This is a genomic window from Ensifer adhaerens (assembly GCF_013283195.1).
Taxonomy (GTDB): domain Bacteria; phylum Pseudomonadota; class Alphaproteobacteria; order Rhizobiales; family Rhizobiaceae; genus Ensifer; species Ensifer adhaerens_G.
Genome location: NZ_JABEKT010000002.1, coordinates 990,445 through 1,015,925, shown reverse-complemented (window position 1 = coordinate 1,015,925; position 25,481 = coordinate 990,445). Strand labels below are relative to the sequence as shown.

Annotated in this window: 28 protein-coding genes and 1 pseudogene; 10 read left to right on the top strand and 19 right to left on the bottom strand. The window is 62.2% G+C overall.

What is annotated here, in order from left to right; translation table 11 throughout:
• Positions 1 to 43: 43 nt before the first annotated feature.
• The 4 genes from LPJGGPFB_RS21015 to LPJGGPFB_RS21000 are packed head-to-tail and all read right to left on the bottom strand — an operon-like array spanning position 44 to position 3,372.
• On the bottom strand, positions 44 to 760 hold the full coding sequence (locus LPJGGPFB_RS21015; protein ID WP_173421851.1) for an ABC transporter ATP-binding protein: 717 nt from the start codon (positions 758 to 760) through the stop codon (positions 44 to 46).
• A complete protein-coding gene (locus LPJGGPFB_RS21010; RefSeq protein ID WP_173421850.1) occupies positions 741 to 1,505 on the bottom strand; it encodes an ABC transporter ATP-binding protein in 765 nt (254 codons plus the stop codon). The genes LPJGGPFB_RS21015 and LPJGGPFB_RS21010 overlap by 20 nt, the downstream gene beginning before the upstream one ends.
• Positions 1,505 to 2,503, bottom strand: a complete 999-nt coding sequence (locus tag LPJGGPFB_RS21005) for a branched-chain amino acid ABC transporter permease (protein ID WP_427858292.1) — start codon at positions 2,501 to 2,503, stop codon at positions 1,505 to 1,507. The genes LPJGGPFB_RS21010 and LPJGGPFB_RS21005 overlap by 1 nt, the downstream gene beginning before the upstream one ends.
• A gap of 2 nt (positions 2,504 to 2,505) precedes the next feature.
• The gene (locus tag LPJGGPFB_RS21000) at positions 2,506 to 3,372 is read right to left on the bottom strand and encodes a branched-chain amino acid ABC transporter permease (protein WP_173421848.1); all 867 of its coding nucleotides are present in this window, start codon (positions 3,370 to 3,372) and stop codon (positions 2,506 to 2,508) included.
• Positions 3,373 to 3,383: 11 nt separating this feature from the next.
• Here LPJGGPFB_RS21000 and LPJGGPFB_RS33515 point away from each other — a divergent pair, with 11 nt between their 5' ends.
• Positions 3,384 to 3,506 (top strand): hypothetical protein, encoded by a 123-nt coding sequence (locus tag LPJGGPFB_RS33515; protein ID WP_282438139.1) that lies wholly within the window; start codon positions 3,384 to 3,386, stop codon positions 3,504 to 3,506.
• 165 nt (positions 3,507 to 3,671) lie between these two features.
• Here LPJGGPFB_RS33515 and LPJGGPFB_RS20995 read toward each other — a convergent pair whose 3' ends face one another.
• Complete coding sequence (locus LPJGGPFB_RS20995) at positions 3,672 to 4,844, bottom strand: ABC transporter substrate-binding protein (protein WP_173421847.1); 1,173 nt, start codon at positions 4,842 to 4,844, stop codon at positions 3,672 to 3,674.
• 524 nt (positions 4,845 to 5,368) lie between these two features.
• Here LPJGGPFB_RS20995 and LPJGGPFB_RS20990 point away from each other — a divergent pair.
• A complete protein-coding gene (locus LPJGGPFB_RS20990) occupies positions 5,369 to 5,881 on the top strand; it encodes a hypothetical protein (RefSeq protein ID WP_173421846.1) in 513 nt (170 codons plus the stop codon).
• Positions 5,882 to 6,094: 213 nt separating this feature from the next.
• On the opposite strand, the gene katG is transcribed toward LPJGGPFB_RS20990, so the two are convergent.
• Positions 6,095 to 8,269 (bottom strand): catalase/peroxidase HPI, encoded by a 2,175-nt coding sequence (gene katG, locus LPJGGPFB_RS20985; RefSeq protein ID WP_173421845.1) that lies wholly within the window; start codon positions 8,267 to 8,269, stop codon positions 6,095 to 6,097.
• A 167-nt stretch (positions 8,270 to 8,436) separates the two neighbouring features.
• On the opposite strand from katG, the gene LPJGGPFB_RS20980 reads away from it, so the two are divergent.
• Entirely contained in the window at positions 8,437 to 9,354 is a 918-nt protein-coding gene (locus LPJGGPFB_RS20980; RefSeq protein WP_173421844.1) for a hydrogen peroxide-inducible genes activator, read from the top strand.
• Positions 9,355 to 9,554: 200 nt separating this feature from the next.
• Here LPJGGPFB_RS20980 and LPJGGPFB_RS33135 read toward each other — a convergent pair.
• Positions 9,555 to 9,751: pseudogene (locus LPJGGPFB_RS33135) on the bottom strand (LysR family transcriptional regulator); the annotation flags it as partial.
• Positions 9,752 to 10,013: 262 nt separating this feature from the next.
• Here LPJGGPFB_RS33135 and LPJGGPFB_RS20975 point away from each other — a divergent pair.
• Complete coding sequence (locus LPJGGPFB_RS20975) at positions 10,014 to 11,930, top strand: adenylate/guanylate cyclase domain-containing protein (RefSeq protein ID WP_173422267.1); 1,917 nt, start codon at positions 10,014 to 10,016, stop codon at positions 11,928 to 11,930.
• Between the two features lie 182 nt (positions 11,931 to 12,112).
• On the opposite strand, the gene queE is transcribed toward LPJGGPFB_RS20975, so the two are convergent.
• The 3 genes from queE to queC are packed head-to-tail and all read right to left on the bottom strand — an operon-like array spanning position 12,113 to position 13,904.
• Positions 12,113 to 12,841 (bottom strand): 7-carboxy-7-deazaguanine synthase QueE, encoded by a 729-nt coding sequence (gene queE / locus LPJGGPFB_RS20970; RefSeq protein ID WP_173421843.1) that lies wholly within the window; start codon positions 12,839 to 12,841, stop codon positions 12,113 to 12,115.
• The gene (gene queD / locus LPJGGPFB_RS20965) at positions 12,838 to 13,194 is read right to left on the bottom strand and encodes a 6-carboxytetrahydropterin synthase QueD (protein ID WP_173421842.1); all 357 of its coding nucleotides are present in this window, start codon (positions 13,192 to 13,194) and stop codon (positions 12,838 to 12,840) included. The genes queE and queD overlap by 4 nt, the downstream gene beginning before the upstream one ends.
• Positions 13,194 to 13,904 (bottom strand): 7-cyano-7-deazaguanine synthase QueC, encoded by a 711-nt coding sequence (gene queC / locus LPJGGPFB_RS20960; RefSeq protein ID WP_173421841.1) that lies wholly within the window; start codon positions 13,902 to 13,904, stop codon positions 13,194 to 13,196. The genes queD and queC overlap by 1 nt, the downstream gene beginning before the upstream one ends.
• A gap of 291 nt (positions 13,905 to 14,195) precedes the next feature.
• Here queC and LPJGGPFB_RS20955 point away from each other — a divergent pair, with 291 nt between their 5' ends.
• Complete coding sequence (locus LPJGGPFB_RS20955) at positions 14,196 to 14,963, top strand: SDR family NAD(P)-dependent oxidoreductase (RefSeq protein WP_173421840.1); 768 nt, start codon at positions 14,196 to 14,198, stop codon at positions 14,961 to 14,963.
• 182 nt (positions 14,964 to 15,145) lie between these two features.
• Here the strand turns inward: LPJGGPFB_RS20955 and LPJGGPFB_RS20950 are convergent, their stop codons facing one another.
• Complete coding sequence (locus tag LPJGGPFB_RS20950) at positions 15,146 to 15,826, bottom strand: helix-turn-helix transcriptional regulator (RefSeq protein ID WP_173421839.1); 681 nt, start codon at positions 15,824 to 15,826, stop codon at positions 15,146 to 15,148.
• A 105-nt stretch (positions 15,827 to 15,931) separates the two neighbouring features.
• Here LPJGGPFB_RS20950 and LPJGGPFB_RS20945 point away from each other — a divergent pair, with 105 nt between their 5' ends.
• The 3 genes from LPJGGPFB_RS20945 to LPJGGPFB_RS20935 all read left to right on the top strand — a co-directional run bounded on the left by LPJGGPFB_RS20945 (position 15,932) and on the right by LPJGGPFB_RS20935 (position 17,555).
• On the top strand, positions 15,932 to 16,540 hold the full coding sequence (locus LPJGGPFB_RS20945; RefSeq protein ID WP_173421838.1) for a superoxide dismutase: 609 nt from the start codon (positions 15,932 to 15,934) through the stop codon (positions 16,538 to 16,540).
• A 61-nt stretch (positions 16,541 to 16,601) separates the two neighbouring features.
• Complete coding sequence (locus tag LPJGGPFB_RS20940; protein WP_173421837.1) at positions 16,602 to 17,192, top strand: flavin reductase family protein; 591 nt, start codon at positions 16,602 to 16,604, stop codon at positions 17,190 to 17,192.
• A gap of 33 nt (positions 17,193 to 17,225) precedes the next feature.
• Positions 17,226 to 17,555, top strand: a complete 330-nt coding sequence (locus LPJGGPFB_RS20935; protein WP_173421836.1) for a tetratricopeptide repeat protein — start codon at positions 17,226 to 17,228, stop codon at positions 17,553 to 17,555.
• Between the two features lie 2 nt (positions 17,556 to 17,557).
• Here LPJGGPFB_RS20935 and LPJGGPFB_RS20930 read toward each other — a convergent pair whose 3' ends face one another.
• The 5 genes from LPJGGPFB_RS20930 to pcaD form a co-directional block, all read right to left on the bottom strand.
• The gene (locus LPJGGPFB_RS20930; protein WP_173421835.1) at positions 17,558 to 18,613 is read right to left on the bottom strand and encodes a 3-carboxy-cis,cis-muconate cycloisomerase; all 1,056 of its coding nucleotides are present in this window, start codon (positions 18,611 to 18,613) and stop codon (positions 17,558 to 17,560) included.
• A 117-nt stretch (positions 18,614 to 18,730) separates the two neighbouring features.
• The gene (gene pcaG / locus LPJGGPFB_RS20925; RefSeq protein WP_173421834.1) at positions 18,731 to 19,345 is read right to left on the bottom strand and encodes a protocatechuate 3,4-dioxygenase subunit alpha; all 615 of its coding nucleotides are present in this window, start codon (positions 19,343 to 19,345) and stop codon (positions 18,731 to 18,733) included.
• Positions 19,345 to 20,094, bottom strand: coding sequence for a protocatechuate 3,4-dioxygenase subunit beta (gene pcaH, locus LPJGGPFB_RS20920; protein WP_173421833.1), 750 nt, complete (start codon positions 20,092 to 20,094; stop codon positions 19,345 to 19,347). Before pcaH ends, pcaG begins: the two co-directional genes overlap by 1 nt.
• 12 nt (positions 20,095 to 20,106) lie before the next feature.
• Positions 20,107 to 20,511, bottom strand: coding sequence for a 4-carboxymuconolactone decarboxylase (gene pcaC, locus LPJGGPFB_RS20915; RefSeq protein WP_173421832.1), 405 nt, complete (start codon positions 20,509 to 20,511; stop codon positions 20,107 to 20,109).
• Positions 20,504 to 21,316: a 3-oxoadipate enol-lactonase gene (gene pcaD / locus LPJGGPFB_RS20910; protein WP_173421831.1), complete on the bottom strand. Its 813-nt coding sequence runs from the start codon at positions 21,314 to 21,316 to the stop codon at positions 20,504 to 20,506. The genes pcaC and pcaD overlap by 8 nt, the downstream gene beginning before the upstream one ends.
• A 93-nt stretch (positions 21,317 to 21,409) precedes the next feature.
• On the opposite strand from pcaD, the gene pcaQ reads away from it, so the two are divergent.
• Positions 21,410 to 22,336, top strand: a complete 927-nt coding sequence (gene pcaQ / locus LPJGGPFB_RS20905; RefSeq protein WP_173421830.1) for a pca operon transcription factor PcaQ — start codon at positions 21,410 to 21,412, stop codon at positions 22,334 to 22,336.
• A 29-nt stretch (positions 22,337 to 22,365) separates the two neighbouring features.
• Here pcaQ and LPJGGPFB_RS20900 read toward each other — a convergent pair whose 3' ends face one another.
• A complete protein-coding gene (locus LPJGGPFB_RS20900; RefSeq protein ID WP_173421829.1) occupies positions 22,366 to 22,575 on the bottom strand; it encodes a hypothetical protein in 210 nt (69 codons plus the stop codon).
• 46 nt (positions 22,576 to 22,621) lie between these two features.
• Positions 22,622 to 23,497, bottom strand: a complete 876-nt coding sequence (locus LPJGGPFB_RS20895) for a hypothetical protein (RefSeq protein ID WP_173421828.1) — start codon at positions 23,495 to 23,497, stop codon at positions 22,622 to 22,624.
• Positions 23,498 to 23,689: 192 nt separating this feature from the next.
• Between LPJGGPFB_RS20895 and LPJGGPFB_RS20890 the strand changes: the two genes are divergently transcribed.
• On the top strand, positions 23,690 to 24,235 hold the full coding sequence (locus LPJGGPFB_RS20890; protein ID WP_173421827.1) for a GNAT family N-acetyltransferase: 546 nt from the start codon (positions 23,690 to 23,692) through the stop codon (positions 24,233 to 24,235).
• Here LPJGGPFB_RS20890 and pobA read toward each other — a convergent pair.
• Entirely contained in the window at positions 24,214 to 25,386 is a 1,173-nt protein-coding gene (gene pobA, locus LPJGGPFB_RS20885; protein WP_173421826.1) for a 4-hydroxybenzoate 3-monooxygenase, read from the bottom strand. The two genes, LPJGGPFB_RS20890 and pobA, sit on opposite strands and share 22 nt — an antisense overlap.
• Between the last annotated feature and the right edge of the window lie 95 nt (positions 25,387 to 25,481).

The following is a 25,481-nucleotide window of genomic DNA, read 5'->3' as shown; positions in this document are numbered from 1 at the left end:
TTTGGCGCAGGTCCGATCCTGACGAGAGATCGGCGCCGCTGGCTCAGTGAAGCCCGCCAACGCCGAGCAATCGCTCGACGGCATCATCGTCGCCAGAAAGCGCCTCGGGCGTGCCTGCCCAGGCAACACGTCCGCGCTCCAGCACGATGACCTGATCAGCAAAGTCGAGCGCACTCTGGATGCGTTGCTCGACCAGCACGATCGTCATGTCGCCGGTCTTCGCAAGCTCCGCAAAGGCCTTCATCAGCTCTTCGCAGATGACCGGCGCCAGACCCTCCAGCGGCTCATCCAGCAACAGGACGGAAGGACGACCAAGGATCGAGCGCGCCGTCGACAGCATCTGCTGTTCGCCGCCGGAAAGCTGGCTGCCGAGATTCCGCCGCCGTTCGTGAAGCCGTGGAAACATGTCGTAAGCCTCCTGCAGTGCGGCCTTCGGCCGGTCCTTGAGGCCGACGAACAGGTTTTCCTCGACCGTCAGCGTCGGAAACACGCAGCGCGCCTGCGGCACGAAGCCCAGGCCCTTGCGCGCACGTGTGGCGCTTGGCAGCGCCGTCACATCCGTATCGCCTAAGCGAATGCGACCGTCATAACGCTTCGTCTGGCCGGCCAATGTTGCAAGCAGCGTCGTCTTGCCCATGCCATTGCGGCCGAGAACAGCAAGGCGCGCACCCGCTGGAACCGAGAACGAGATGCCTTCGAGCACTCGCGTCGGACCATAACCGGCCGACAGGTTTTCCACCTCAAGCGGCGTGGCTGGCATTGGCGTAGCTCCCCAGATAGGCTTCTCGCACCCGTGGATCCTGGGTGACGTCAGACGGCGAGCCGTCGAAAATGATGGCGCCGGCGGCAAGGACGACGACGCGCTTGGCAAAGCGGAAGACCAGATCCATGTCGTGCTCGATCATCAACACGGCGAGATCGGCCGGCAGGTCGGCAAGCGCCTGCTCGATACGTCCGGTGTCGCTCTGCGGCACGCCGGCCGCCGGCTCGTCGAGCAGAAGAACCTTCGGCCTCAAAGCGAGCGCCACGGCGATCTCCAGCAGGCGCTGCTGGCCATAGGCGATCTCGCTGACCTTGCGGTGCATCAGATCGCGAAGCCCGAGCTTGCCGAGCAACTGGCCCACCTCATCCATCACATCGGGCATGGCGAGGAAGTTGCCGAACAGGCGGCCGGACCGACCGTCGCGCTGCAAGACTGCAAGCGCCACATGCTCGGCCGGCGTCATGTCGAGAAAGAGCCGCGTGACCTGGAAGGAGCGCACGAGCCCCCTCCTCACCCGGCCAATGGCGTCGATGCCGGTGACCGCTTCACCGCCAAGACGAACCTCGCCGGAATCGGGCGCCAGATTGCCAGTCACCAGATTGACGAACGTCGTCTTGCCGGCGCCGTTCGGGCCGATCAGCGCGACACGATCGCCGGGCGCCATGCTGAGACTGACGTCGTTGGTGACGGCAAGCCCGCCAAAGGCGCGCTTCAAATTGCGAACTTCGAAGATCGGCTGCATCACTTTGCCTCCCGGCGGCGGGCAACGAAGGCGGCGGCCGTTCCGTAAAGTCCCTTCGGCGCGAAGAGGACGACCGCAATCAACAGCGCGCCGACCATGGTCAGCCAGTGGAACGGGTTTGCGGCGGAAACCACATCTTCGAAGAACATGAAGACGATGGTCCCCGTCAGCGCGCCGAAGAGCGAACCGGTCCCACCGAGCACCAGCATGACCAGGCTTTCTGCCGACATGGTGAAGGACAGGCTGTCGAGGCCGACCACCTGCGTCGAGATCGCATTGAGCGCCCCGCCGACGCCGGCGACGGCGCCGGAGATGACATACATCTTCATCAAGGCTGCCTTGGGCGATGCGCCCATCGAGCGGATGCGGATCGGGTCTTCCTTGATCGCCCGGCAGAGCATGCCGAACGGTGAACGCACGATCAGCCGCAAAATGGCGAAGACAATTACGAGCAGCACGACACCGAAGACGTAAGCCGTGCGCCCCCAGAGGTCGAATTCGTAGAGACCGATGAGCGCACTTGGCGCGATGCCGGACAGGCCATCGCTACCACCGGTCCAGGAGGAGGCCTTGTTGGCGAACTCATGGAAGAGGTGAATGAGCGCAATGGACAGCACAAGTTGAGGCAGACCATGGGCGCGCAGGATCACGGCGCCACAGATCAGGCCGGCAATGGCGCCGGCGGCGATGCCGAAGGCGAGCATGCCGATCGGATCGTTGATGCCGTAGTGCGCCGACGCGATCCCCGCGGCATAGGCACCGGCGCCGAAGAGTGCGGCGTGCCCCAGCGTCGCCACCCCGCAATAGCCTGTGACGAGATCGAGTGAGAGTACCAGAAGCGCGATCGCGATGATGCGCGTCAGCAGCGCCAGATTGTTGGGAAACAGGAAGTAGCCGATGACGGCGAGCGCCAATATGACGCCAAGGCCGATCAGGTCACCTCCCGCGAAGCGGCGCTTGGCCAATGTCTGTCCGATCATCTCGTTGGTGGTGGTCATGGTCATCCCTTGGCTCTCCCCGCAAGTCCGCGCGGGAAGACGCAGATGATCGCGATGACGGCCAGATAGAAGAAGAATTCGCCGAACTCGGGCATCAGATAGCGGCCGGTCGTATCGATGCCGCCAAGCAGCAGGCAGGCCGTGAGCGCGCCGGGGATCGAACCGGCACCGCCGACCGACACGACGACCAGAAATGTCACCATGTAGCGCAGCGCATAATAGGGTTCGACCGGAAGAAGCTCGGCACCGACAACCCCGCCGAAGGCGGCAAGGCCGACGGCCACAGCAAAGCTCACGGCGTAGACGATTTCGGTGCGCACCCCGAGCGCTGCGGCCATCGCCGCATTGTCGACTGAGGCGCGTAGCTTCACGCCGAAGGCGGTTCTTTCGATTGCGTACCAGAGGGCGAGCGCCACGGCGAGACCGCAAAGGATCGCAAACAGCCGGTGCGTGGCGATGGCGCGGAAGCCGAGATCGACCGAGCCCTGCAGTTGCGCCGGCAGCGGCACTGTCTTCAGCGTCGGGCCGAAGACATAATTGGCGATGCCGATGATGCAGAAAGTAATGCCGATGGTCATCAGCACCTGGGTCAGTTCCGGGGCACCGTAGATCCGGCGGTAAAGCAGGCGCTCGATCGGAATGGCGATCAGGATCGTGCCGAAGACGGCAAGCACGATGGCAAAACCATAGGCCAAGCCCAGATCGCGCGCCGCATAGGAGGCGATATAACCGCCGATCATGGCAAAGGCGCCATGGGCCAGATTGACGACGCGCATCAGCCCCATGGTCACCGAAAGCCCGATGGAGATGACGAAGAGCACCATGCCGTAGGCAAGGGCATCGATCGCGATGCTGAGAACTGTTTGCATGGAGCTATCCTATGCCTTTCGTTATCGCTTTCAGCGGGATGGCCAGCGAGACGAGCCCGACAATCACCGCCCGCCTGACGGTCCGAAGCCATCCAACGCTCTATGTCGGGCGCGCCAGGATGGAAAGCTCGTAGCACCATTTCAGGAGATGGGCCGCAGCTTTACACATTTCCCGCCGGAAAACCGCTTCGTACTTTTCCCGGAATTGCTGGGGCCGTCCGGTTCGCCCAAGGCGCCAACCGCCGGAATTTTGCGGGCACTCAGGGCAGCGAAGACCGCCGCCCTGAGTGCCAAAGCAGCTACTTCAGCGCTGCGAGGCCGGGGTCGCCCTGCTTCTCGAAGGTTTGAACCTCCTTGTTGTAGTAGGTGCCGTCATCGGCCTTGGCGACTTCGCGCAGATAGATGTTCTGCGTGATGTGCCGCGATTCGGCATCGATGGAAACCGGCCCCCTCGGGCTGGTCCAGGCAAGGCCCTTGACTGCGTCGACCGCCTTCTGCGCGTCCTGCTCGCCGCCAGTGGCCTCGATCATCTTGTAGATGACATGCATGCCGTCATAGGCGCCGACTGACGGGAACGAGAGTTCGGCCGGATTGCCGATCGCCTTCGAAGCGGCCTCGACGAAAGCCTTGTTCTCAGGACTATCGTGCGACACGGCGTAGTGGAATGTCGTCTGGATCCCGAGTGCCGCTTCGCCGAGCGCGGGCAGATCGGACTCCTGCGTCAGGTCGCCCGGTGCGAAGAACTTGATACCGCCGCTCTTCAAGCCGTTTTCGTTATAGGCCTTGACGAAGCCGAGCGTGGTGGGCCCCGACGGCAGGAAGGCAAAAACGCCCTCGGCGCCGGAATCCTTGATGCGCTGCATGATCGGCGAGAAGTCGTTGGTGGCAAGCGGCATGCGGATCGCCTCGACAACCTGGCCGCCGGCCGCTTCGAAGCCTGCCTTGAAGGCATTTTCAGCATCGACACCGGGGCCATAGTCGCTGACAACGGAGATGACTTTGGAGACGCCGGCATCCTTCGCCACCTTGGCGATCGGCGTCGAGGTTTGCCAGGTGGTAAACGAGGTGCGCACCACCAGCGGGCTCTTGGTCACGATCGCCGAGGTCGCCGCGTTCATGATCACCAACGGCACGTTTGCCTGTTCAAGCAGTGGGGTCACCGCCATTGCGTCGGGTGTGAAATAGAAGCCGGCCAGATACTGCACGCCTTCCTTCACCACCAGTTCCTGTGCTAGCGCCTTGGACTGCGCCGGATCGGCCTGCGGCACGTCGCGATAGATGATCTCGATGTCATCGTCGCCGACCTTGCTGCCGTTCACCGCCATATAGGCGTCGATGCCCGCCTTGAAGTTCTTGCCCTGCAGCGCGAAGGGACCGGAAAACGGTCCGACGACACCGATCTTGATCGTGTCGGCATAGGCAGCGCCACTCATTGCCAGGGCTGCAAGCGCAGCCAGTAAAGTCTGTTTCATGTTTCCTCCCTGTGGCACCGTCTACTCCCGTTCCGGCACCGTCATCGCAAAGCAACCCGAATTTGATGCTTGTCAGTTTGCCATGCGAAACGGTGATGTAAAAATGAATTATGGGGTCGAAATCATAATTCAACAGTTATGCTTTTACTCTTTACCAGAGGGAATCTGGTGCGCGCACTGGCTCTCTGCGCGGCCGACCCTGGAATCTCCCGCATCGGAACTGTCGCTTAAATCGATCGCAGGTATGCCAGACATGATAAGCCGTTCGATTTCGGGACAACTTGCAGCCGATGCGGGCCAGGAACGCCGCCGGCACGCCATTCGTCGCCGGATAGACTGTTCCCATCCTGTTTTCCTCACCGCTTTGTCGGCAACCGCGCGCACCACCTCGGCCGAGAGGTCGAAGTCCCTGCATCATCTGTTCTCGCAGCCAGCCTGGCAAACAGCTGAACCCGACATGATCTCGATTGTTAATGTGTCTCACTGTAGAGATTGTTCACCGTACTCTGATTGAGGAACCTGCCGTGAAATTGTTCGACTGGCTGATGGGATACAAACCTGCGCCGAATGGCGCGGACCGCCAATCGACGGCAGCGCTTCGCAACGATCTTCTCGCCATCAACAGAAAGACCGCGCCGTTCATCATTCGTGACGGCAAGCCGGAAGGCGTTGATCTCGTCGCCGAATGGAAGATCGTTGATGCCCGCTGGTATGAGCTGTTTGCCAAGGCCGGGCTACAAAGGGTGTTCAAGGTGCTGATGAAATTCGATGCTGCCAATTGCGAAGTTCGCGCTGTCGATCAGGAATGGTCTGTCGAATGGCGCGCCGGCGCGCCCACGCTTACGGTGAGCGCTGATGCGTTTCGCGGTCGAAAGTGGGAAAAAAGCTTCGACATGGCTTTCGCCTTCAAGGAAGATTTGTCCTATGGCAAGGTTTACGAATATCGCTTCAATACCACCGAAATAAAGACGCCCCTGATTGACGCCGCTCATCGAGCCGGCTGGGGCTGGAGAGGCGTAGCTTTCGCGAAGTTATGAGCCAATGTCTAGGGTGTTTCCGACTTAGGTGGAATCGCTGAAACGCTCTATCTCCTTGTTCTTACGCATTTCCTGGCGGAAATGCTCTAAACGACACCATCCGGCCGTCCGCGCTTCCGGCGAGGTCAGCGACATCGGCCTCGTCTTCCAGCGAGGCGACAAAGAGCCTCCCCCCGGGTGAGGGGGAAGGCGTTGACACGGAGGCCCCGGTGATCAAGCAGCCAGATCGAAACGATCGGCGTTCATGACCTTGGTCCAGGCCGCTGCGAAGTCCCTGACGAACTTCTCCTTGTTGTCGTCCTGGGCATAGACCTCCGCGTAGGCGCGAAGAACGGAGTTCGAGCCGAAGACGAGGTCGGCGCGGGTCGCTGTGTACTTCGTAGCGCCGGTCTTGCGGTCGCGGATTTCGTACAGGTTATTGCCGGTAGGAACCCAGGAATAGCCCATGTCAGTCAGCGTGGCGAAGAAGTCCGTCGTCAGCGCGCCGACATGGCTCGTGAAGACACCGTGCGCGGTGCCGGCATGGTTCGTGCCGATGACGCGCAGACCACCGACGAGTGCCGTCATCTCCGGTGCCGTCAGGCCCATGAGCTGGGCGCGATCGAGCAGCAGCTCTTCCGGGCTCACCACATAGTCCGTCTTCTGCCAGTTGCGGAAGCCATCGGCGAGCGGCTCGAGCGGCGCGAAGCCGTCCACGTCCGTCTGCTCGGCGGTCGCATCGCCGCGCCCTGCGGCAAACGGCACCTCGATCTCGAAGCCTGCTGCCTTTGCCGCCTGCTCGACGCCGTAGTTGCCGGCGAGCACGATCACGTCGGCAAGGCTTGCGCCCGATGCCTGGGCGATCGGCTCCAGAACGGAAAGAACACGGGCCAGACGCGCCGGCTCATTGCCCTCCCAGTCCTTCTGCGGAGCAAGGCGGATGCGGGCACCGTTCGCACCGCCGCGGAAATCCGAACCGCGGAAGGTACGTGCGCTGTCCCAGGCCGTGGCAACCAGATCCGAGATCGAAAGACCGGATGCCGCGATCTTCGCCTTGACGCCGCCGATATCGTAGTCTTTGCGGCCGGCCGGGATCGGGTCCTGCCAGACGAGGTCTTCAGCCGGAACATCCGGGCCGAGGTAACGGGACTTCGGCCCCATGTCGCGGTGCGTCAGTTTGAACCAGGCGCGGGCGAAGGCATCCGAGAAGGCCGCGAAGTCGTTGCTGAAGCGCAGCGAGATCTCGCGATAGATCGGGTCCACCTTCAGCGCCATATCCGCATCGGTCATCATCGGGATGGTACGGATCGAGGGATCCTCGACGTCGACAGGCTTGTCCTCCTCGGCGATGGTGATCGGCGCCCACTGCGAAGCCCCCGCGGGGCTGTGCGTCAGCGTCCACTCATGCTTGAACAGCATCTCGAAGAAGCCGTTGTCCCACTTCGTCGGCTCGGAGGTCCAGGCGCCTTCGATACCAGAGACAACCGTGTTGCGGCCTATGCCGCGACCCTTGGTATTGACCCAGCCGAGACCCTGGAATTCCGGGCCTGCGGCTTCCGGATCGGGGCTGAGATCACCCGGGTTGCCGTTGCCGTGGGACTTGCCGATGGTGTGGCCGCCAGCTGTGAGTGCCACGGTTTCCTCATCGTCCATGCCCATGCGGGCGAAGGTTTCGCGCATCTGCGCGGCGGTCGCCAGCGGATCGGACCTGCCGTTCACGCCTTCCGGGTTGACGTAGATGAGGCCCATCTGCACGGCGGCAAGCGGGTTCTCCAGCGTCTCGGGCTTGGCGACATCGCCGTAGCGGCCGTCGCTCGGAGCAAGCCACTGCTTCTCGTTACCCCAGTAGACGTCTTTTTCCGGCGCCCAGATGTCCTCGCGGCCGAAGGCGAAGCCGAAAGTCTTGAGGCCAGCGACATCGTAGGCGATGGTGCCGGCAAGCGCGATCAGGTCGGCCCAGGAGATCTTGTTGCCGTATTTCTTCTTGATCGGCCAAAGCAGGCGGCGCCCCTTGTCGGTGTTGACATTGTCCGGCCAGGAATTGAGCGGGGCGAAGCGTTGGTTGCCGGTGTTGGCACCGCCGCGGCCGTCAGCGGCGCGGTAGGAGCCGGCCGCGTGCCAGGTGACGCGCGCCATCATGCCGACATAGCTGCCCCAGTCGGCCGGCCACCATTCCTGGCTGTCGGTCATCAGAGCGCGCAGGTCCGCCTTCAGCGCTTGCACATCAAGCTTCTTGAGTTCTTCGCGATAGTTGAACCCCTTGCCCAGCGGATTGGTCTTGCTGTCGTGCTGGTGCAGGATGTCGAGGTTGAGCGCGTTGGGCCACCATTCCATGACGGAGTTGCCGAGTGCCGTGGCGCCGCCGTGCATGACCGGACACTTGCCGGTCGGGGTTGTCTTCGTATCCATTTTGGTCCTCCAACGGGTTTTCTTCAATCTACGGCCACTGGAAGGACCTCGCGGGCGCACCTCTTTGGTCAGCGCCACCGGTCGGTGTCTTCCAAGTGGCCAATGAGTAACAAGCCCTTTCCATAAACTCCAATTGTATATTCTAAAGACTCCGATATGCTGAGGTTATGAATGGCCTGACCATGAAACACCTCCGCTATTTCGAAGCCCTTGCCCGCATCGGCCATTTCGGCCGCGCCGCGGAAAGCTGCGCCATCTCGCAGCCCGCGCTCTCCGTGCAGATAAGGGAACTGGAGGAACTGCTCGGTGCGCCACTCGTGGAGAGAGGTGGGCGCCGCATACGGCTGACAAGCCTCGGCGAAGAGTTCGTTGGCCGTGCCCGCGCTATCCTGCACGCTGTCGACGAACTGGGAGACCTCGGAAGGGCGGCTCATGGGCCGCTTGCCGGCCGTCTTCGCCTCGGCATCATTCCAACGGTCGCGCCCTACCTGCTACCAAGCATCATCAAATCGCTCGCGCAACTCTATCCGGGGCTCGATCCGCGGCCGCGCGAAGCGATCACGCGAAGACTGATCGAGGACCTGGCAGAGGCGAAACTGGATCTCGCCATCGTCGCGTTGCCAATTTCGGAGCCTACGCTGGAGGAAGTCCCCCTCTTTGACGAGGAGTTTGTGCTGGTGCGGCCGCTGGAGGATGCGGAAAAGCCGGTGCCGGCTTCGGAAAGGCTTCACGAGATGCGCCTGTTGCTGCTGGAAGAGGGGCATTGCTTCCGGGATCAGGCCCTCTCCGTCTGCAACATCACCGCGGCATCGACGCGCGACGTGATGGAAGGCAGTTCGCTTTCGACCCTCGTTCAGATGGTCGGTGCGGGCATAGGTGTGACGCTTATTCCCGAGATGGCCATCGAGACCGAAACGCGATCCTCTTCGGTTGGCGTGTCCCGGCTCGCCCGCCCCCGCCCCAGCCGAACGATCGGGATGGTCTGGCGAAAGACCAATCCATTGTCGGCGCAGTTCACTCGGATCGCCGACGTGGTGCGCAATGCCGGGCTGAGCAGGCAGAGGCAAATGGATGGCGCCCGGTAAAAACAAGCCGTTGCGTCGATCATCGGTATGGCGACGACAGGAAATAGCAGACACCCAAAAACGCGCAGCTAGACCGGTAAAGTGGGTCTCCGCAGGAGTTCTGAATAGTGCCGCCAAAAACGCGGAACCGGGACGGTTTCCCCCAGGCAACCCGCTCCGCCTGGTCGACAGCGCGCACCCAAAGGCTCGCAAGCCATCGACTACCCCTTACCCTGCCTCACAAGCGACCTCGCGATATCGATGATGTCGTCCCGGGCAGCCGTTGGACCGCCCCTGGACCAAGGCGACCCCAAGCCCGATCCTGAAGTCGACATCCCTCGCCTTCCTGAGTTCGAAAATTGCGATTGGGTAGGTCCAGCATGCATTTCGGCGCAAAGCTGATGACAAGACCGGCCGAACCAGTGACACCGTAGAAGACGGGGATCAGAGCAACCAGGGCAACCTCAATGCCAACTGGCGCCTGATTTGACGCCGGCGAAAGATATGCAGGATTGGCAGCCTCTCAATCCCGAAAGCGGTACAACCGCTTATCGGAAGATTGGCACGCTCCTCCTATTGTGCTCCGCATACTCCATCGTCCTATATCCACCTGCGAGAGTGGTCGCGGCGTTCCAGTAGCTGTACATTTCGCGAGCTCTTGGGTCTCAGAGGGTAATCACGTGCGCTGGTCGAAACCTCTAAGATTGCACCTCAGCGTCCTGGTCGCGACGCTGCTGCTGTGCATTTCGATACCGCTGATCTGGATGGCGTTCAGCCAGGGACGCGAAGCGGCGATCGTGGCAGGTGAAAGGCAGATGCGGCAGATGAGCCTGCGTCTGGTCGAGGGTTACAAGTATGCGCTGACCGGAGGATACGAGGCCGTCGCCGTCGCCTCCACCTTGCAGCACATCGTCTCTCGTCCACCCCTCGAATTGGAAGAAAAGCAAGCGTTCTTCCTTGAGGTCCTTCGAAACGTTCCGAATGCAACGAGCATGCTGGCCGGATATCCCGACGGATCCTACATCCAGGCAATCAACGCTGCCAATCCTTATGTCCGAACAACACTTTCGGCGCCCGAAGGCACAGGTTTTGCCATCAGAATTGTGGCGCATGAAAATGCTGGAAAAATCGAGATCATGAGATTCCTCGATGCCGGAGGCCGCTTCATCGCCGAACGCCGATCGGAAGGAACGACATTCGATCCGCGACAGCGTCCCTGGTATCGCGCGGTTCTTCAGCATCAGAAGCCTGTTTCCGTTGGCCCCTTCGTCAGCGGAACATTGAAGGTGCCGACCCTCACGATCGCAGCGCCCATGAAGGACAACGGCCAGATCGCGGTCGGCGTCAACATACACCTTGAGACCGTTAGCCGACTGCTCGACGCGCGCGAGATATCGCCGCGTGCCCGCAGCTACATCCTCGATGAACAAGACGGGCTGGTGGCACATTCGGACCCGGCGATGATGAGCAGGATACTGGGCCTGTGGACGCAGCGCGGCGAGGCCGACGATGGAGCGGCAAAGGCCTTGGACCGAACTGTCGACACGGTGATCCGGCTCCGCCGGGACGCCAAGCTTGCAAACGGGGACCTGGCCCGGTTCGAGCTCGACGGTGAGCCCTATCTTGTCGAGATCGCTCCAGTCACCTTCTCGGACCTGTTCAAAGGCACCTCCGTCGCCGTCGTCGTGCCGTTCGACGATCTTGTAAGCCAGGCAAACAGACAGCTCGTACGCAACGTCGTGATGGCTGCGATCTTTGTCATCGCGGGCGTCGGTGCGTCGATTGTTCTCGCGCGCCTGATCAGTGCTTCTCTCTATCAGCTTGCCGCCGAAGCGCGGAAGATCGGGGATCTGGATTTCGCCGGAAAGGGAACGTCGCCTTCCTGGATCAGTGAGATCAATACGCTCGCAGGTGCGCTGGCTGCCTCACGGCGTGCCATAGCGCAGTTTGCCCTCTACGTTCCCAGGGAAGTGGTCCGACGGATCGTCGACCCTGCCGATACCTCGACGAAGGCGGCTCGGCAGGACGTGACGGTCCTGTTCACGGACATTCGCGACTTCACCACGATCTCCGAACGGCACCCGCCCGAAGACGTCGTCGAAATCCTGTCCACCTACTTCGAACTGTTGAACCAGATTGCCGAGCGCCACCGCGGCACGGTCGTTCAATATCTCGGCGATTCCATTTTTGTCATGTGGAATGCGCCCATTAGACAGGCTGATCACGTCGCCTTTGGCTGTCGCTGTGCGCTCGCCATGAGTGTTGCCGTCGACGAACTGAACGAAAACAACAGGAAAATTGGCCGCCCCGAACTGCAAACGCGGTTCGGCTTGCACACCGGGCAGGCTGTCGTCGGCAGTTTCGGCGCAATCTCGCGCCAGCAATACACAGCCATGGGCGATACGATCAACGTCGCGTCGAGGTTGGAGGGTCTGAACAAGGAGTTCGGAACGACCATCCTTGCAAGCGCAGCGATCCAGCATGTCGTTGCGGATCAATTCGCGTTCCGCTCGCTCGGCCCAGTGAAAGTGAAGGGGCGGATGGAAGCGGTAGAGATCTACGAATTGGAGCAAGTCTCGGCCGGTGAACCCGGATAGCGACCGCTGAAGAAACGGTCGGAATGTGCTCAGCCGTTCTTGGCTTTGACACGGGCCGCAGCTCTCGGTCGGAGCGCCGCGGATACCAATCCGCCCGATGGAACAGAAAGCTTGAACACTGCCTCCCTGGATGCTGTCGAAAGTGAGCAGGGTGCGGCAAGCAACCGACCGCGCCCCCCCATTCAAACGCCGCGGCGATTACCCCACAACAGCACATGCAGCTGCGGCAACACCCGCGCATCGAACCATCTGTCGCCGGTCACCTTGTCGACCAGCCAGAGCATACGGTTCATGATGCCGCCTATGTCTACGGTCGCGCTGTCGTCTTCCGGCGGCGGCGGCGTATGGTTTCCGGGTTGCAGGTAGACAGGCAGCTCCGGGTACCGCCGGGCGATGTCCCTGGCATAGGCATAGTCTCGATCGTCGAAGACGACGATCTTGAGCACCGTCATCGGACCGCCGGCGGCCGTCGAAAGACAGTCATCCAGTCTTGCGAAGTCGGTTTCCATCCCGCTCGATGGCGGTTTCGGGCTGAGGACCAGCACGTCGAGATTGGCGAACCAGTCCCTGGCGACGCTGCCCTGCGTCTCCAGCGCAAAACGATAGCCTTCGCTGTGGCCACGATCGATCAGCGGCCCGAGCGGCTGGATGGCGGGGTTGCCACCGGAAAGCGAGACGGTCAGCGGCACGCCGCCGGAGAGCCGCTCGACTTCACTCCAGACTGCGTCGACCGACATCGGCAGCCATTCTTCGCGGTATTGGCTGTCGACGGCGTGCAGCGTATCGCACCAGGAACAGCGGTAATCGCAGCCACCGGTGCGAACGAACACGGTCGGCTGGCCGATCAAGACGCCCTCTCCCTGGATCGTCGGCCCGAAGATCTCGCTGACGCGGATCGCGGCACCGGTCATGGCCGGTATTCCGCCCAGGTCTTCGGCGTCTCGCTGACGCGAACGGCCGACGTTTCCGGCAGCCGCTCCTTGCACCAATCGTAGAAATGCTTTGCCAGGCACTCCGACGTCACCCGCTCGTGGCCAAGCACATCGTTCAGGTGGCGATGGTCGAAACTTCCGTCGATGTAGCGCTTGAGCGGCGCCAGGTCATGATAGTCCCGCACGAACCCGTTTTCATCGAGTTCGGTGGCGGCAAGTTCGACCTCGACGATGTAGTTGTGGCCGTGCAGTCGCGCACATTGGTGATCGGCGGGCAGATGGCTCAGCTGGTGCGAAGCGGAGAAATGAAACTCCTTGGTGATGCGGTACATCAGCGAACCTCCTGCGCCAAGAAGCGGCTGGTGGCGGCGCGCCAGAAATCCGGATCGGCATACTCGGTCGGATCCTCGACGCCGGCCAGATGGAAGGCCTCGCGCCGCTCGACACAGGTGCCGCAGCGCCCGCAATGGCTCTCACCACCCTTGTAGCAGGACCAGGTCTCGCCGAAGGGCGTGCCGTGCCTGGCGCCATCGGCGACGATCGCCGCCTTGGGAACATCGACATAGGGGGCGTAAAGCCTGACGCTGCCATAACCGTCAAGCGCTTCGTCCTGCATCTTCTGGAACGCGTCGATGAAGCCCGGCCGACAATCGGGATAGATGAAGTGGTCGCCGCCATGGACGGCAACGGCGACCGCTTCGGCCTTCTGCGCCGAGGCGAGCCCGAAGGCGATCGCCAGCATGATGGCGTTGCGGTTCGGCACGACCGTCGCCTTCATTGTCTCCTCGGCATAATGGCCGTCGGGCACGTCGATATCATCGGTCAGCGCCGATCCGGTCAGGTGCCGGCCGACGCCGGTGATATCGATGATCTCATGTGGAACGCCAAGCCGGCGGGCGCAGGCAGCGGCGAAGTCGAGCTCCTTGCGATGGCGTTGGCCGTAGTCGAAGGAAAGCAGGCCGACGAGCTCCTGTTCCGCCGCTATTCTATAGGCGAGCGAAACGGAGTCCAATCCGCCGGAGCAGATGACGATAGTTCTCATAAATGTGGATCCCTTGTTTTGACCGGGTGGGCTGCGACCGGATGCAGGGCTGCTTTAAGCCATTGCAGTCGTTTTGGCCAGTCCTCGACGCCACGCCTTCGCCTGACGGCGGAAATGCGGCCGGACCATTTTATCCGCAGCCGCAGGATCAAAAATCACTCCGGCCGATTTCCGCCGCGTTTCAAAGGCGCTAACGTCGCGCCGTCACGCCTGACGGCGGTGGGCTCCGTGCTGTGCTATTGGCGGCAAGCGCCGAATGGCTGCGGGGTTCGATTTGGGAGGAGTTCTGGAATGCTGATCGACGGAAAAGTCTTCATTGTAACCGGTGGTGGTTCGGGCCTTGGCGCCGGTGTTGCGCGGCTCTTGCACGGTAACGGCGCGCGTGTGGTGCTTGCCGACATCAACGAAGACGCCGGCCAGGCAATGGCCGAGGCGCTCGGAAACAATGCTCTTTTCGTCAAGACCGACGTCACCAGCGAGGCCGAAGGCGCGGCCGCCGTTTCCGCGGCTGTCGATACGTTTGGACACCTCCATGGGCTGGTGAACTGCGCCGGCATCGCGCCGGGCGAAAAGGTGCTCGGCCGTGAAGGTCCCCATCGGCTTGAGAGCTTTGCCCGAGCGGTCGGCATCAATCTCATCGGCACATTCAACATGGTACGGCTGGCGGCAGCCGCGATGGAAAAGGAAGCGCCTGGCGAAGACGGCGAGCGTGGCGTCATCATCAACACGGCTTCCGTTGCCGCCTTCGACGGGCAAGTCGGCCAGGCGGCCTATTCCGCCTCGAAGGGCGGCGTCGTCGCCATGACGCTGCCGATCGCCCGAGAACTCGCGCGACACGGCATCCGCGTCGTTGCAATCGCACCCGGCATTTTTGAAACGCCGATGATGGCTGGCATGCCGCAGGAGGTTCAGGATTCGCTCGGCAAGAGTGTTCCCTTCCCGCAGCGTCTCGGCAAGCCCGAGGAATTTGCAGCCCTTGTTCAGCATATCTGCGAGAACCGGATGCTGAACGGCGAAGTCATCCGTCTCGACGGCGCCTTGCGCATGGGCGCGCGCTGACACCTGCTATGTTGATGGCCCCAGGCGCAGCCAGCATCCGGTCAGCCATGCTATTGCGCGCATTCATGGATAGGCAGCCGTTTCAAACGCCTTGCACGTCCATCAGGCGCATCTGACACCCGGCGGCCTCTCAGCATTGTCGGGGCAGCCACACAGGCAATGACGCGCCGGACCGGCCGCCGTCAGGCGGCACCTTCGGTGGTTGCCGGGGCGATGACGTAGGCGCAGCGGCGCGCGCCGGCGAGAACATGTTCGGTGCGCTCGACCGCAACGTCCTTGCCCAGGATATCGCGAAAGACGCTGATCTCCGCCCGGCAAAAGCCCTGGCAGCTGGCGGCGGCAGCGCAGATCGGACAATGGTTCTCGACGAAGAGAAAGGTGCCATCGCCTGGCTCCTCATAGCCGGCCATATAGCCTTCGGCCGTCCGCAGCCAAACCAACTTTTCCACCCGCTCCCGCAGGCTCTTTGCACCTTCAAGCGCCGCGCGATAGCCGGCTCGCGTCTCCTCCTCGCGCGCCGCGATGATGCGATCCACCGCCGCATCCCCGAGCGTCTGACGGATGGTGCGCAGCAGCTGGACGGTCAGTTCCGCATGGGTATCGGGGAATTCCGCATGGCCTGAGACAGTCAGCCCCCAGAACTGCGAGGGACGGCCGACGCCCCGCGCCTCCGACCAGGCATTGACGAGGCCGTCCTCCGCAAGGCGGACGAGCTGCTGGCGTGCCGCCTCGCCCGATATCGACAGGCGCTTGCCGAGCGCGGCGGCCGTTTGCGGCCCTTGCAGTTTGAGCGCCAGCAGGATGCGCTCGGCCGGCGATCGCCCCTGGCTCTGATCCGGATTTAACAAGTGATCGCTTGACATATTATTGGCCGGAGATTTACAAAGAATTGTCTTGTTAAATACACGCCGGATGGTTTTCGCACAAGACAGTCGCTGCGTTTCATCCGGCTGAAGAGGATTTCAACCATGGCCTTCGAACTGCCCTCCCTTCCTTTTTCCATCGAAGCGCTCGCCGAAGGTGGCATGAGCGCCGAGACGCTGGAATTTCACCACGGCAAGCACCACCAGGCCTACGTGACCGCGCTCAACGGCTTCGTCGAAAAGGACCCGACACTTTCAGGTCTTTCGCTCGAAGACATCATTCGCCATGTGAACGGCAAGCCTGAACTGGCGCCTGTCTTCAACAATGCCGGCCAGCACTGGAACCACATCCTGTTCTGGAACAACCTCTCCCCCAAAGGCGGTCGCATCCCGGACAGTCTTGAGAAGAAGATCGTCGAAGACTTCGGTAGCGTTCTAGCCTTCAAGGACGCCTTCAAGGCGGCGGCAACCAGCCAGTTCGGTTCCGGCTGGGCCTGGCTCGTGCTCGATGCCGGCGGCAACCTCAAGGTGACGAAGACCGCCAACGGCTCGAACCCGATCGCCACCAACGAGGGCAAGGCGCTGCTCGGCCTCGATGTCTGGGAGCACAGCTACTACATCGACTTCCGCAACCGCCGCCCCGACTATGTCAGCAACTTCCTCGACCGCCTGGCGAACTACGAGTTCGCCGAGGCCGAACTGAAGTCCGCCTGACCATGCCCGCTGCGGCGCCGCTTCCGTGGCGCCGCGCCCCATCCCAGCCGGAATGCATCCCATGACCCAGACCGTCACTGTCGATCTCGCCACTCACACCGAGCGCGCCGTCACCCGACCCCAGTTCGCCGACACCATGGCGCGACTGGCATCGACAGTCTGCGTCGTCAGTTCCGGCAGCGGTTCCGAATGCCTGGGTAGAACCGCGACAGCCGTCTTCTCGCTGTCGGCAAACCCGCCGTCGATCGTCGTCTCGATCAAGGCTGACAGCGCGCTCGCCGAGGCGATCACGAAACAGGATGGCTTCTCGCTGGCGATGCTCGCCCAGGGGCAGGAGCTTGTTGCCGACGCCTTTGCTGGTCGGGTCGCGGCGGCCAGCCGCTATCTCGTCGGCGTCTGGGCCGACTGGCCTTCCGGCCGGCCGCGTCTTCTTGGGGCTGCCGCAGGAGTGGACTGCGTGCTCAGTGCCTCCATCCTCGTTGGCGATCACCGCCTCTTTGTCGGAACGATCATCGCCACCGAAACCTCCGGTTATGCCGAACCCCTTCTGTGGAGTGAGCGGCAATATCAGGCACTCGACAGATCGACAGCCTTTGCCGCACCATCCGGTGGGCGCCCATTGCCATCCGGTGCCGCATGCCGGACGATCTGAGCCGCGCGAACGAACATCCGTTGGGGAGCAATCATGCGACAGGTGCTTGAAAAACTTCTCTTCGACGGCCGCGACGACGCGCTTCTGCGCTTCACGCTCGGCAGCATCTGCCTGCAGGAGGCGGATGCAGAGACCGCACTCGTCCACCTGAGCCGCGCGATCGAACTCGACCCTGCCTATTCGGCCGCCTGGAAGCTCCGCGGCGCAGCAATGCTGAAGCTCAACCGCATCGAAGAGGCGCGCCACATCTGGACCGAGGGAAGAGCCGTCGCGGAAAAGAAGGGCGACCTGCAGGTCGCGCGCGAAATTACCGTCTTCCTCAAACGGCTGGATAAGCAATGCGTGGCCGCAAACAAGGGCTAGCCTCAGGCAGCGCCCAACCGCCTGATATTGCCGGCAAGTTCGGCGGCCAGACGTAGAGCCGCCGCGGTCGCGCCGGCCATCTGCGGTATGATCAGCCATTCGAGCGTCCAGGCGGCGCCGGAACGCTCCTGCTCGTGCACCAGCGCATGATGGACGCCGGAAAGCTGGGTCGCGTTGAAGCGCGCAAGCGCCACCAGAACTTCGGCTGCAACCGGGTTCTGCTTGTGCGGCATCGCGGAAGATCCGCCGCCGCCGGCCAGTTCGATTTCGTCGCCCTGCTGCGCCATCAGGGCTACGTCCTGCCCGAACTTGCCGAGGCTGCCGGTGACCAGCGACAGCGCATTGGCGAAATCGGCAACTTCCGAACGCTGGCTGTGCCATTGCGGAAAGTCGGCAAGTGCCAATTCCTCGGCAAGCGTCGCGCGCACGTCGTCCGCCTTGTCCTTCAGCTTGTCGAGCGTACCCGCCGCGCCGCCGAACTGGACGGCAAAGAGGTCACGCTCCATCGCCTCAAGCCGATCCTTGTGATCGAGCAACGGTTCGATCCAGGTGCGCAGCCGATCCGACACGGTGATCGGTATCGCCGCCTGCATGCGCGTGCGCCCCATCAGCGTCTGTTCGCCCCACTGATCGTCACATTCCTCCAGCACCGATACGACATCGCCCAGCCGAGTTGCGAACAGCTCGGCAACGGCCTTCATGCGCAACATCAGGCTGGTATCTATGACATCCTGGCTGGTCGCGCCAAAATGCACATGCGCTGCCGCCTCTCCGCCGACCGCAGCCCGCAATTGCCGCACGAGTTCGGGAACGACGACACCGTCGACCGCCATTGCCCGCCTGAGGGCTGCCACATCGGGAGAAAATCCGCGACAGGCCTCGGTGATCCGGTCGGCAGCACTTTCCGGGATCACGCCGTGGATCGCTTCGGCGCGAGCGAGCGCCGCCTCGAAGGACAACATGGCGTGAATGTCGGCGGCAGTCGAAAATTCGGCCGCGACCGCCTCATCGCCGAGAAGGCCGGAGAGATAGGGATGATCGAAAGCGGAATAGGTCATGGTCCCCCCGATGATTGCCGCGATTGACGCTCGCGCTTGAACGGAATGCCTCATTCTCGTCTGGGCCATCCACGCACCGGGATGCAATGGACCGGCCCCAGGCATGACATTCCGGTTTCAGATGTCGAGGAAGACCGTTTCCTTCTCACCCTGCAGGTGAATGTCGAAGATATAATTAGGGGCGCTGCCGGTCGCGACAAGCGTGGCGACGCGATGGCGGTGTTCGACGCGCAAAAGCAGGGGATCGGCGGCGTTCGCCTCCGCCTCGTCGGGGAAATACATCCGCGTGTGCAGGCCGACATTGATGCCGCGCGCGACGATCCAGAAGGTGATGTGCGGGGCCATCGGCCGACCGTCTTTGAAGGGCACCCGCCCCGGCTTGATCGTCTCGAACCGGAAGACGCCGTCTTCGCCGCCAGTCGGACACCGTCCCCAACCGGAGAAAGCCGGATCGGCCGCACCGCGCAACTCCGACGGAGAGTTGTAGAGGCCGGCCGCATCAGCCTGCCAAATCTCCACCAGCGCATCCTTGAGCGGCGTTCCTGTACCGTCGAGCACCCGACCGATGACGGTGATGCGTTCGCCAAGCGTCCGTTCACTGACCATCGTCGTGCCGAGGTCGGTGTCGTAGACGCCGCCGATGCCGCAGAAATTCGGCGTGAGGCCGATATGCACATAGGGGCCGGCGGTCTGTGACGCAGTTTCCTTGAGGTAATCGAGCGCCTGGACCATCAGTTGCCCTCCATGCGATTTTCAAACAGCGTCGAGCGGCGACCGCGCAGAATGATATCGAACTTGTAGGCCCGCGCATCCATCGGGATCGTGTTGGCCCAGTCGAGCGGCGCGATCAGTTGCTCGATCGCCCGGCGATCGGCAATGGTGTTGACGATCGGACACTTCCAGATCATCGGATCGCCCTCGAAATACATCTGGGTGATCAACCGCTGGGCAAAACCGTGGCCGAAAACCGAAAAGTGGATGTGGGCCGGGCGCCAGTCGTTGACGCCGTTCGGCCAGGGATAGGGGCCGGGTTTGATCGTGCGGAAGGAATAAAAGCCTTCCTCGTCGGTGATCGCGCGGCCGCAGCCGCCAAAATTCGGATCGAGCGCCGCGAGATAGCTTTCCTTCTTGTGGCGGTAACGCCCGCCGGCATTGGCCTGCCAGAATTCGAGAAGGGCGCCGGAAACAGCCCGACCGCGTTCATCGAGAACCCGCCCGTGAATGATGATGCGTTCGCCGATCGCGCTTTCGCCCGGTTTGGCGAAGTTGTGGATGAGGTCGTTGTCGAGTTCGCCCAGCATCGAATGACCGAAGACCGGCCCGGTGATCTCGGAAATCGTACCGTCGAGCGACAACAGCGCCTTCTGCGGCGAGCGCAGCACGGAGGTTTTGTAGCCTGGCGTCAGCGCCGGCGCGTGCCAGTTTCTGTCGCGCGGAAAGAAGGCGCCGGTTTCGGGTTTCTGCTTTGCTCCGTCGGACATCTCGTACTCCCGTCAGGCCGCCTCGCCGGCGTCCATCTCCGCAAAGACATGCTTGACGATCTTGATCGCGTGGTTGGCTGCCGGAACGCCGGCGTATATCGCCACGTGCAGCAGCGCCTCGCAGATGTCGTCACGGCTGGCGCCGGTATTGGCCGTGGCGCGCACATGCATGGCCACCTCCTCGTCCTGGCCAAGCGCTGCCAGAAGCGCGATGGTCACGATCGACCGCTCTCGTTTGGTCCAGGTCGGTCGCGACCAGACGTGTCCCCAGGCGGCCTCGGTGATCAACTCCTGGAACGGCCGGTCGAAATCGGTGGAGGCGGTTTGCGCGCGGTCCACGTGGTTATCGCCAAGAACGGCCCGCCGGGTGGCCATGCCCTGGCGATAGCGGTCGGAGGGCGCGAAGGCATCACTCATGGCTCTTGTCTCCATGCATTACAATTTCAAAGAAGGCCCGCAATACGGCGGTCAAAGCCTCCGGCTTTTCGACGCAAGGGATATGCCCGGCGTCGCGGATGACCTCATAGCGGGCGCCGGGAATAAGGCGCGCAGTGGCGAGCACCACGTCCGGCGGCGTCGAACCGTCCTGATCACCGACGATGCAAAGGACGGGCACGGCGATGCGGGCCGCCGCTTCCGTATAGTCGGCATCGCGGATCGCACCGCAGGTGGCGGCATACCCCGTCGCCGACTGGCGGATCAGCATGTTGCGGTAGCCGATCAAGGCCGCATTTTCCGGGCGTCGGAACTCGGGCGTGAACCAGCGTTCGAGGATGCCATCGGCGATCGCTTCAATGCCGCGCTCCTCGATCGCGGCGATGCGCTGCGCCCAAAGCTCTGGTGTCCCTATCTTGTGGGCGGTGTCGCAGAGAACAAGCGCACGCACGAGATCCGGGCGCTGCTGATAGAGCGACTGGGCGATCAATCCGCCGACCGAAAGGCCGCAGATGATCGCCTGTTTGACCGAGAGCATGTCGAGCAGGCCGGCAAGGTCATTGGCATGATCTTCGATCGCGTAAGGCACGGGGCCGATATCGGAAAGACCGTGGCCGCGCTTGTCGTAGAGAACGATCGCATAGTCGCCGGCAAGACGCACGATGACATCACGCCAGATCCGAAAATCCGTACCCAGCGAATTGGCAAAGACCAGCACCGGGCGCTCGGCCGTGGCGCCGATGACCTGATAGTGGATGGTGATGTCGTTGATGCGGGCAAATTGCACGGCACTTCTCCTCTGCAATCAAATTGTCTGTTTAATCTGGTTAGGTAAAATGATATTTCACCGCATTCCATTAACTCAAGGGTTATGAATAAGATGGTCGACGCCCGGGTCAAGTTTCGTCATCTGCAGACTTTTGTCGAGGTCGCAAGACAGAAGAGCGTCATGAAGGCGGCAGAACTGCTGCATGTCAGCCAGCCGGCGGTTACCAAGACCATCCGCGAGCTGGAAGAAGTTCTGGGCGTCGCCGTTTTCGAGCGCGAGGGGCGCGGCATCAAGATCACCCGTTATGGCGAAGTCTTTCTTCGCCACGCCGGCGCGGCGCTGACGGCGCTTCGCCAGGGCCTCGATTCGGTCTCGCAGGAGCGCTCCGGCGACGGCGTTCCTGTGCGCATCGGGGCATTGCCGACGGTTTCGACGCGCATCATGCCGCGGGCAATGTCGCTCTTCCTGAAGGAAGACACCGGCGCACGGATCAAGATCGTCACCGGCGAGAACGCCGTGCTTCTCGAACAGCTGCGCGTCGGTGATCTGGACCTTGTCGTCGGCCGCTTGGCCGCGCCGGAAAAGATGACGGGCTTTTCCTTCGAGCACCTCTATTCCGAACAGGTGGTCTTTGCCGTCCGCGCCGGGCATCCCTTGCTTGCCCGAAAGCAATCGGCCTTCGCACATCTCGGCGACTACCCGGTGCTGATGCCGACACGCGCCTCGATCATTCGCCCCTTCGTCGACCAATTTCTGATCGCCAACGGCATACCGGGCCTGCCCAACCAGATCGAAACCGTGTCCGATGCGTTCGGCCGCGCCTTCGTGCGCACCAGCGATGCGATCTGGATCATTTCGGCCGGTGTGGTCGCCAGCGATATCGAAGATGGCACGCTAGCGGTCTTGCCGATCGACACGAGCGAAACCAAAGGCCCGGTCGGCTTGACGATGCGTGCCGACTCCGTGCCATCGTTACCGCTCGCCATCCTCATGCAGACCATCCGCGAGGCAGCTCGGGAAACGTCAGCCAAAGGTTGACCGAGGCAAACATGTGATCGTCAGCTTCGTCATGGCTTTGAGAAGATGACTTCGACGCGCCGGTTTGCTTGGCGAGCCTCGGGTCGATCCTGGCCATTGTCATCCGTTTCCCGATACTTCGGCGGCGGAAAAAGCAGGAAGCCGCAGTGGGAAATCGCCGCCCAGCCGGCGGTGGCAATCATGCCGGCATACTCGACCGCATTCGACAGTGGCCCCATACGATGCAAGAGCGGCGTCACCCATTCCCACCATTGCTAGAGATCGCCAACCTTCCATCGCCTGCCCCTAGAAGTTGACGGTGTGGCCCTTGGCATTTTGGCGCGAGACACTATGCACTGCGGGATCGATCTCCGGCGGTGGCGTTCCCATGCTCAAGGTCTGGAAACAATAGATACCGGCTTTCAGCGGGCCGACGATAATCTTGGATTCCCCGAACTGACGGGGCGCATAGCGCGATTGGAAGAACCGGTCGACAATGAGCCTGTCGATGTTTGTCTCCAGCCGGAACTGGATTTGTGCCGTGCTCGCAGCAGCAGCGCCCCCGCCAAACGAAAATGCCAGCAATCGCGTTTCCAACGAAGCGGCAAAAAGATCGAAGGCGCCGATGGCGGCAGCCTCGATGTCCGTGACTAAGCGCACCATTCGGCTGCGCGAAAGCGCTTCGCGGATGAGCGTCCCGCCTTGCGCTCCATCAGGCGCAAGCGCCTGCAACGCCTTCAGATTGGTAAAATCGAACAGCGGCGCCGCGGTCTGTCCATCGGCCCCTTCCATCGCCGGCCGCGCGAGCACCGGTATGCCATCGAGACCGATCGCCTGAGACAGGGCGAGGAGGGCGACAATTGCCGTGAATTCGTCAAAGAGCGAGCCCGGCTCTGCGGCCGAACCATCCAGCCGCTCGTCCTCGATCAGACGCGGCAGTGCCTCCTGCCGGGTTTCGAGGGCTGTCGCGGCCTCCTCTGCCGCCCAGACGAATGCGGTGCGCAAATCATCGGCATCACGACCAAGCCCTCGGCCGAAAACGACGGAGCCGTCCGTACCCGCATCGACGATGGCCGTAGGCGCGGCCTTCACCGCACGCTCGACAAAACTGCCAAAGCTGCGACCGACCCGTTCCGCCAGGCCTCTTCCAAGGCTGCGGGTGACGGCAGAGATGACATTCATGGACGCACCGCCCGCCTGCTTCAACGAAGACGTGCAATCATAAGCCCGAGGTGGGTGCCGAACAAGATAGGCAAAAAGGTGTACGTGGTCCGCAACACGCGGAGACGCCGACCGCAAAACACCGCTTTACAATGCTTCCTCAAACGCAAGAATGCGACGACACAGAACTCCAGAGCAGAAACGCCATCCGCCGTGCCGATCTCCCTTCGTTCCTTCCTTCCCGAAGATGCCGCAGAGCTCGGCGTCTGGTTCCCGACCCCCGAAGCACTCATTCAGTGGGGCGGACCAGGGCTCAGCTTTCCGCTCGATGCGGCGCAGCTCGCAGATATGCACGCTTCAACCTTGGGCGATCCACCGGCGCGCTGGATGTTTGCCGGCGTTTTCGACAGCGATCTTGCCGGTCACGCCCAGGTGGCGCTCGACTGGGACAATGGCGTCGGCCGCCTCAGCCGCGTCGCGATCAATCCACGGTTCCGCGGACAAGGCCTCGCCCAACCGTTCCTAGAGTGCATCATCGAGCAGTTCTTCGCAGACGTTCGCTTCGAGCGGCTGGAACTCAACGTCTACACCTTCAATACCGCCGCGATCCGCACCTATCTCAAACTCGGTTTTATCGAAGAAGGCGTGCGGCGGTCGTCCGCCAGGGTCGGCGATATCAGATGGGACACCGCCCTCTATGGCATGCTTCGCAGCGATCTCGCCGCAATGAGGCCGCTTCAGAACGGCAGCCCGACGTAGTTTTCCGCAAGAGCAGTCGCCGCTGCGCGCGAATGCGTGAGATAATCGAGCTCCGCCTCCTGGATCTTCTGGTCGAAATCGCTGGTATCCGGAAAGCGATGAAGCATGGTGGTCATCCACCAGGAAAAACGAACCGCCTTCCAGACCCTCGCCAGCGCATGCGCGGAATAGGCATCTATGCCGGCATTCGAGCGATCCTGGTAGTGCTCCAGCAGCGCTTCGAAGAGATAGTGCACGTCACTGGCCGCAAGGTTCAGACCCTTGGCGCCGGTAGGCGGCACGATGTGCGCCGCGTCTCCGACCAGAAACAGCCGTCCGAAACGCATCGGCTCGGCAACAAAGGAGCGAAGAGGCGCAATCGACTTTTCGAATGACGCCCCCGTCGTGAGCGCCTCGGCGTGATGGGTCGGCAACCGCCGCCTCAATTCGTCCCAGAAGCGCTGGTCGCTCCATTCCTCGACCTTTTCGTCGAGCGCGCACTGAAGATAGTATCGGCTACGGGTTTGCGAGCGCATCGAACAAAGCGCAAACCCGCGCGGGTGGTTTGCGTAGATCAGTTCGTGGCTGACCGGCGGGACGTCGGCAAGGATGCCGAGCCAACCGAAGGGATAGATCTTCTCGAAGGTGCGGATCGCCTTTTCGGGAACCGACTTGCGGCTGATCCCGTGAAAGCCGTCGCAACCGGCGATGAAATCGCAATCGATGCGGCCCGTTGTGCCGTCCAGTTCATAGGTGACGGAGGGGGCATGGCCATCAAAATCATGCGGCACGACATTTGCGGCCGCGTAGATGGACGGTGCGCCGGTGCGGGCGCGCTCTGCCATCAGATCGCGCGTCAGTTCCGTCTGGCCGTAGACCATCACGCGCTTGCCGCCGGTCAGGTCGTGAAGGTCGATGCGGTGATCCCGGCCATCGAAGGCCAGCGAAAAGCCGTCATGCGGAAGACCTTCGGCATGCATGCGAGCGCCGGATCTGGCTCGATCCATGAGGTGAACAGTCCCCTCCTCCAGCACGCCGGCGCGCACCCGGCCAAGAACATAGTCCTTGCTCACACGATCGAGAATGACGTTGTCGATGCCGGCGCCGGTCAGCAATTGCCCGAGCAGAAGCCCCGATGGACCGGAACCGATGATGACGACCTGTGTGCGCATGCCTTCCTCCCGAAACTGACTTTTGACAAAATCTTGCGTGGGAGCGCCTCTGGCCTCAATGGACATTTCGCCCAAGAAATTGCACTAATCGAACA

Bases quoted from the DNA above. Each gene is read 5' to 3' on its own strand.
- LPJGGPFB_RS20895 (WP_173421828.1), bottom strand. From the start codon at position 23,497: ATGAATGTCATCTCTGCCGTCACCCGCAGCCTTGGAAGAGGCCTGGCG.
- pobA (WP_173421826.1), bottom strand. From the start codon at position 25,386: ATGCGCACACAGGTCGTCATCATCGGTTCCGGTCCATCGGGGCTTCTG.
- pcaQ (WP_173421830.1), top strand. From the start codon at position 21,410: ATGGTCGACGCCCGGGTCAAGTTTCGTCATCTGCAGACTTTTGTCGAG.
- queD (WP_173421842.1), bottom strand. From the start codon at position 13,194: ATGTACCGCATCACCAAGGAGTTTCATTTCTCCGCTTCGCACCAGCTG.
- LPJGGPFB_RS20945 (WP_173421838.1), top strand. From the start codon at position 15,932: ATGGCCTTCGAACTGCCCTCCCTTCCTTTTTCCATCGAAGCGCTCGCC.
- LPJGGPFB_RS20950 (WP_173421839.1), bottom strand. From the start codon at position 15,826: ATGTCAAGCGATCACTTGTTAAATCCGGATCAGAGCCAGGGGCGATCG.
- LPJGGPFB_RS20955 (WP_173421840.1), top strand. From the start codon at position 14,196: ATGCTGATCGACGGAAAAGTCTTCATTGTAACCGGTGGTGGTTCGGGC.
- LPJGGPFB_RS33515 (WP_282438139.1), top strand. From the start codon at position 3,384: ATGCCTTTCGTTATCGCTTTCAGCGGGATGGCCAGCGAGACGAGCCCG.
- LPJGGPFB_RS21015 (WP_173421851.1), bottom strand. From the start codon at position 760: ATGCCAGCCACGCCGCTTGAGGTGGAAAACCTGTCGGCCGGTTATGGT.
- LPJGGPFB_RS20995 (WP_173421847.1), bottom strand. From the start codon at position 4,844: ATGAAACAGACTTTACTGGCTGCGCTTGCAGCCCTGGCAATGAGTGGC.
- LPJGGPFB_RS20980 (WP_173421844.1), top strand. From the start codon at position 8,437: ATGAATGGCCTGACCATGAAACACCTCCGCTATTTCGAAGCCCTTGCC.
- katG (WP_173421845.1), bottom strand. From the start codon at position 8,269: ATGGATACGAAGACAACCCCGACCGGCAAGTGTCCGGTCATGCACGGC.
- LPJGGPFB_RS20935 (WP_173421836.1), top strand. From the start codon at position 17,226: ATGCGACAGGTGCTTGAAAAACTTCTCTTCGACGGCCGCGACGACGCG.
- pcaG (WP_173421834.1), bottom strand. From the start codon at position 19,345: ATGGTCCAGGCGCTCGATTACCTCAAGGAAACTGCGTCACAGACCGCC.
- LPJGGPFB_RS21010 (WP_173421850.1), bottom strand. From the start codon at position 1,505: ATGCAGCCGATCTTCGAAGTTCGCAATTTGAAGCGCGCCTTTGGCGGG.
- LPJGGPFB_RS21000 (WP_173421848.1), bottom strand. From the start codon at position 3,372: ATGCAAACAGTTCTCAGCATCGCGATCGATGCCCTTGCCTACGGCATG.
- pcaC (WP_173421832.1), bottom strand. From the start codon at position 20,511: ATGAGTGATGCCTTCGCGCCCTCCGACCGCTATCGCCAGGGCATGGCC.
- LPJGGPFB_RS20930 (WP_173421835.1), bottom strand. From the start codon at position 18,613: ATGACCTATTCCGCTTTCGATCATCCCTATCTCTCCGGCCTTCTCGGC.
- LPJGGPFB_RS21005 (WP_427858292.1), bottom strand. From the start codon at position 2,503: ATGACCACCACCAACGAGATGATCGGACAGACATTGGCCAAGCGCCGC.
- pcaH (WP_173421833.1), bottom strand. From the start codon at position 20,094: ATGTCCGACGGAGCAAAGCAGAAACCCGAAACCGGCGCCTTCTTTCCG.
- queC (WP_173421841.1), bottom strand. From the start codon at position 13,904: ATGAGAACTATCGTCATCTGCTCCGGCGGATTGGACTCCGTTTCGCTC.
- LPJGGPFB_RS20940 (WP_173421837.1), top strand. From the start codon at position 16,602: ATGACCCAGACCGTCACTGTCGATCTCGCCACTCACACCGAGCGCGCC.
- queE (WP_173421843.1), bottom strand. From the start codon at position 12,841: ATGACCGGTGCCGCGATCCGCGTCAGCGAGATCTTCGGGCCGACGATC.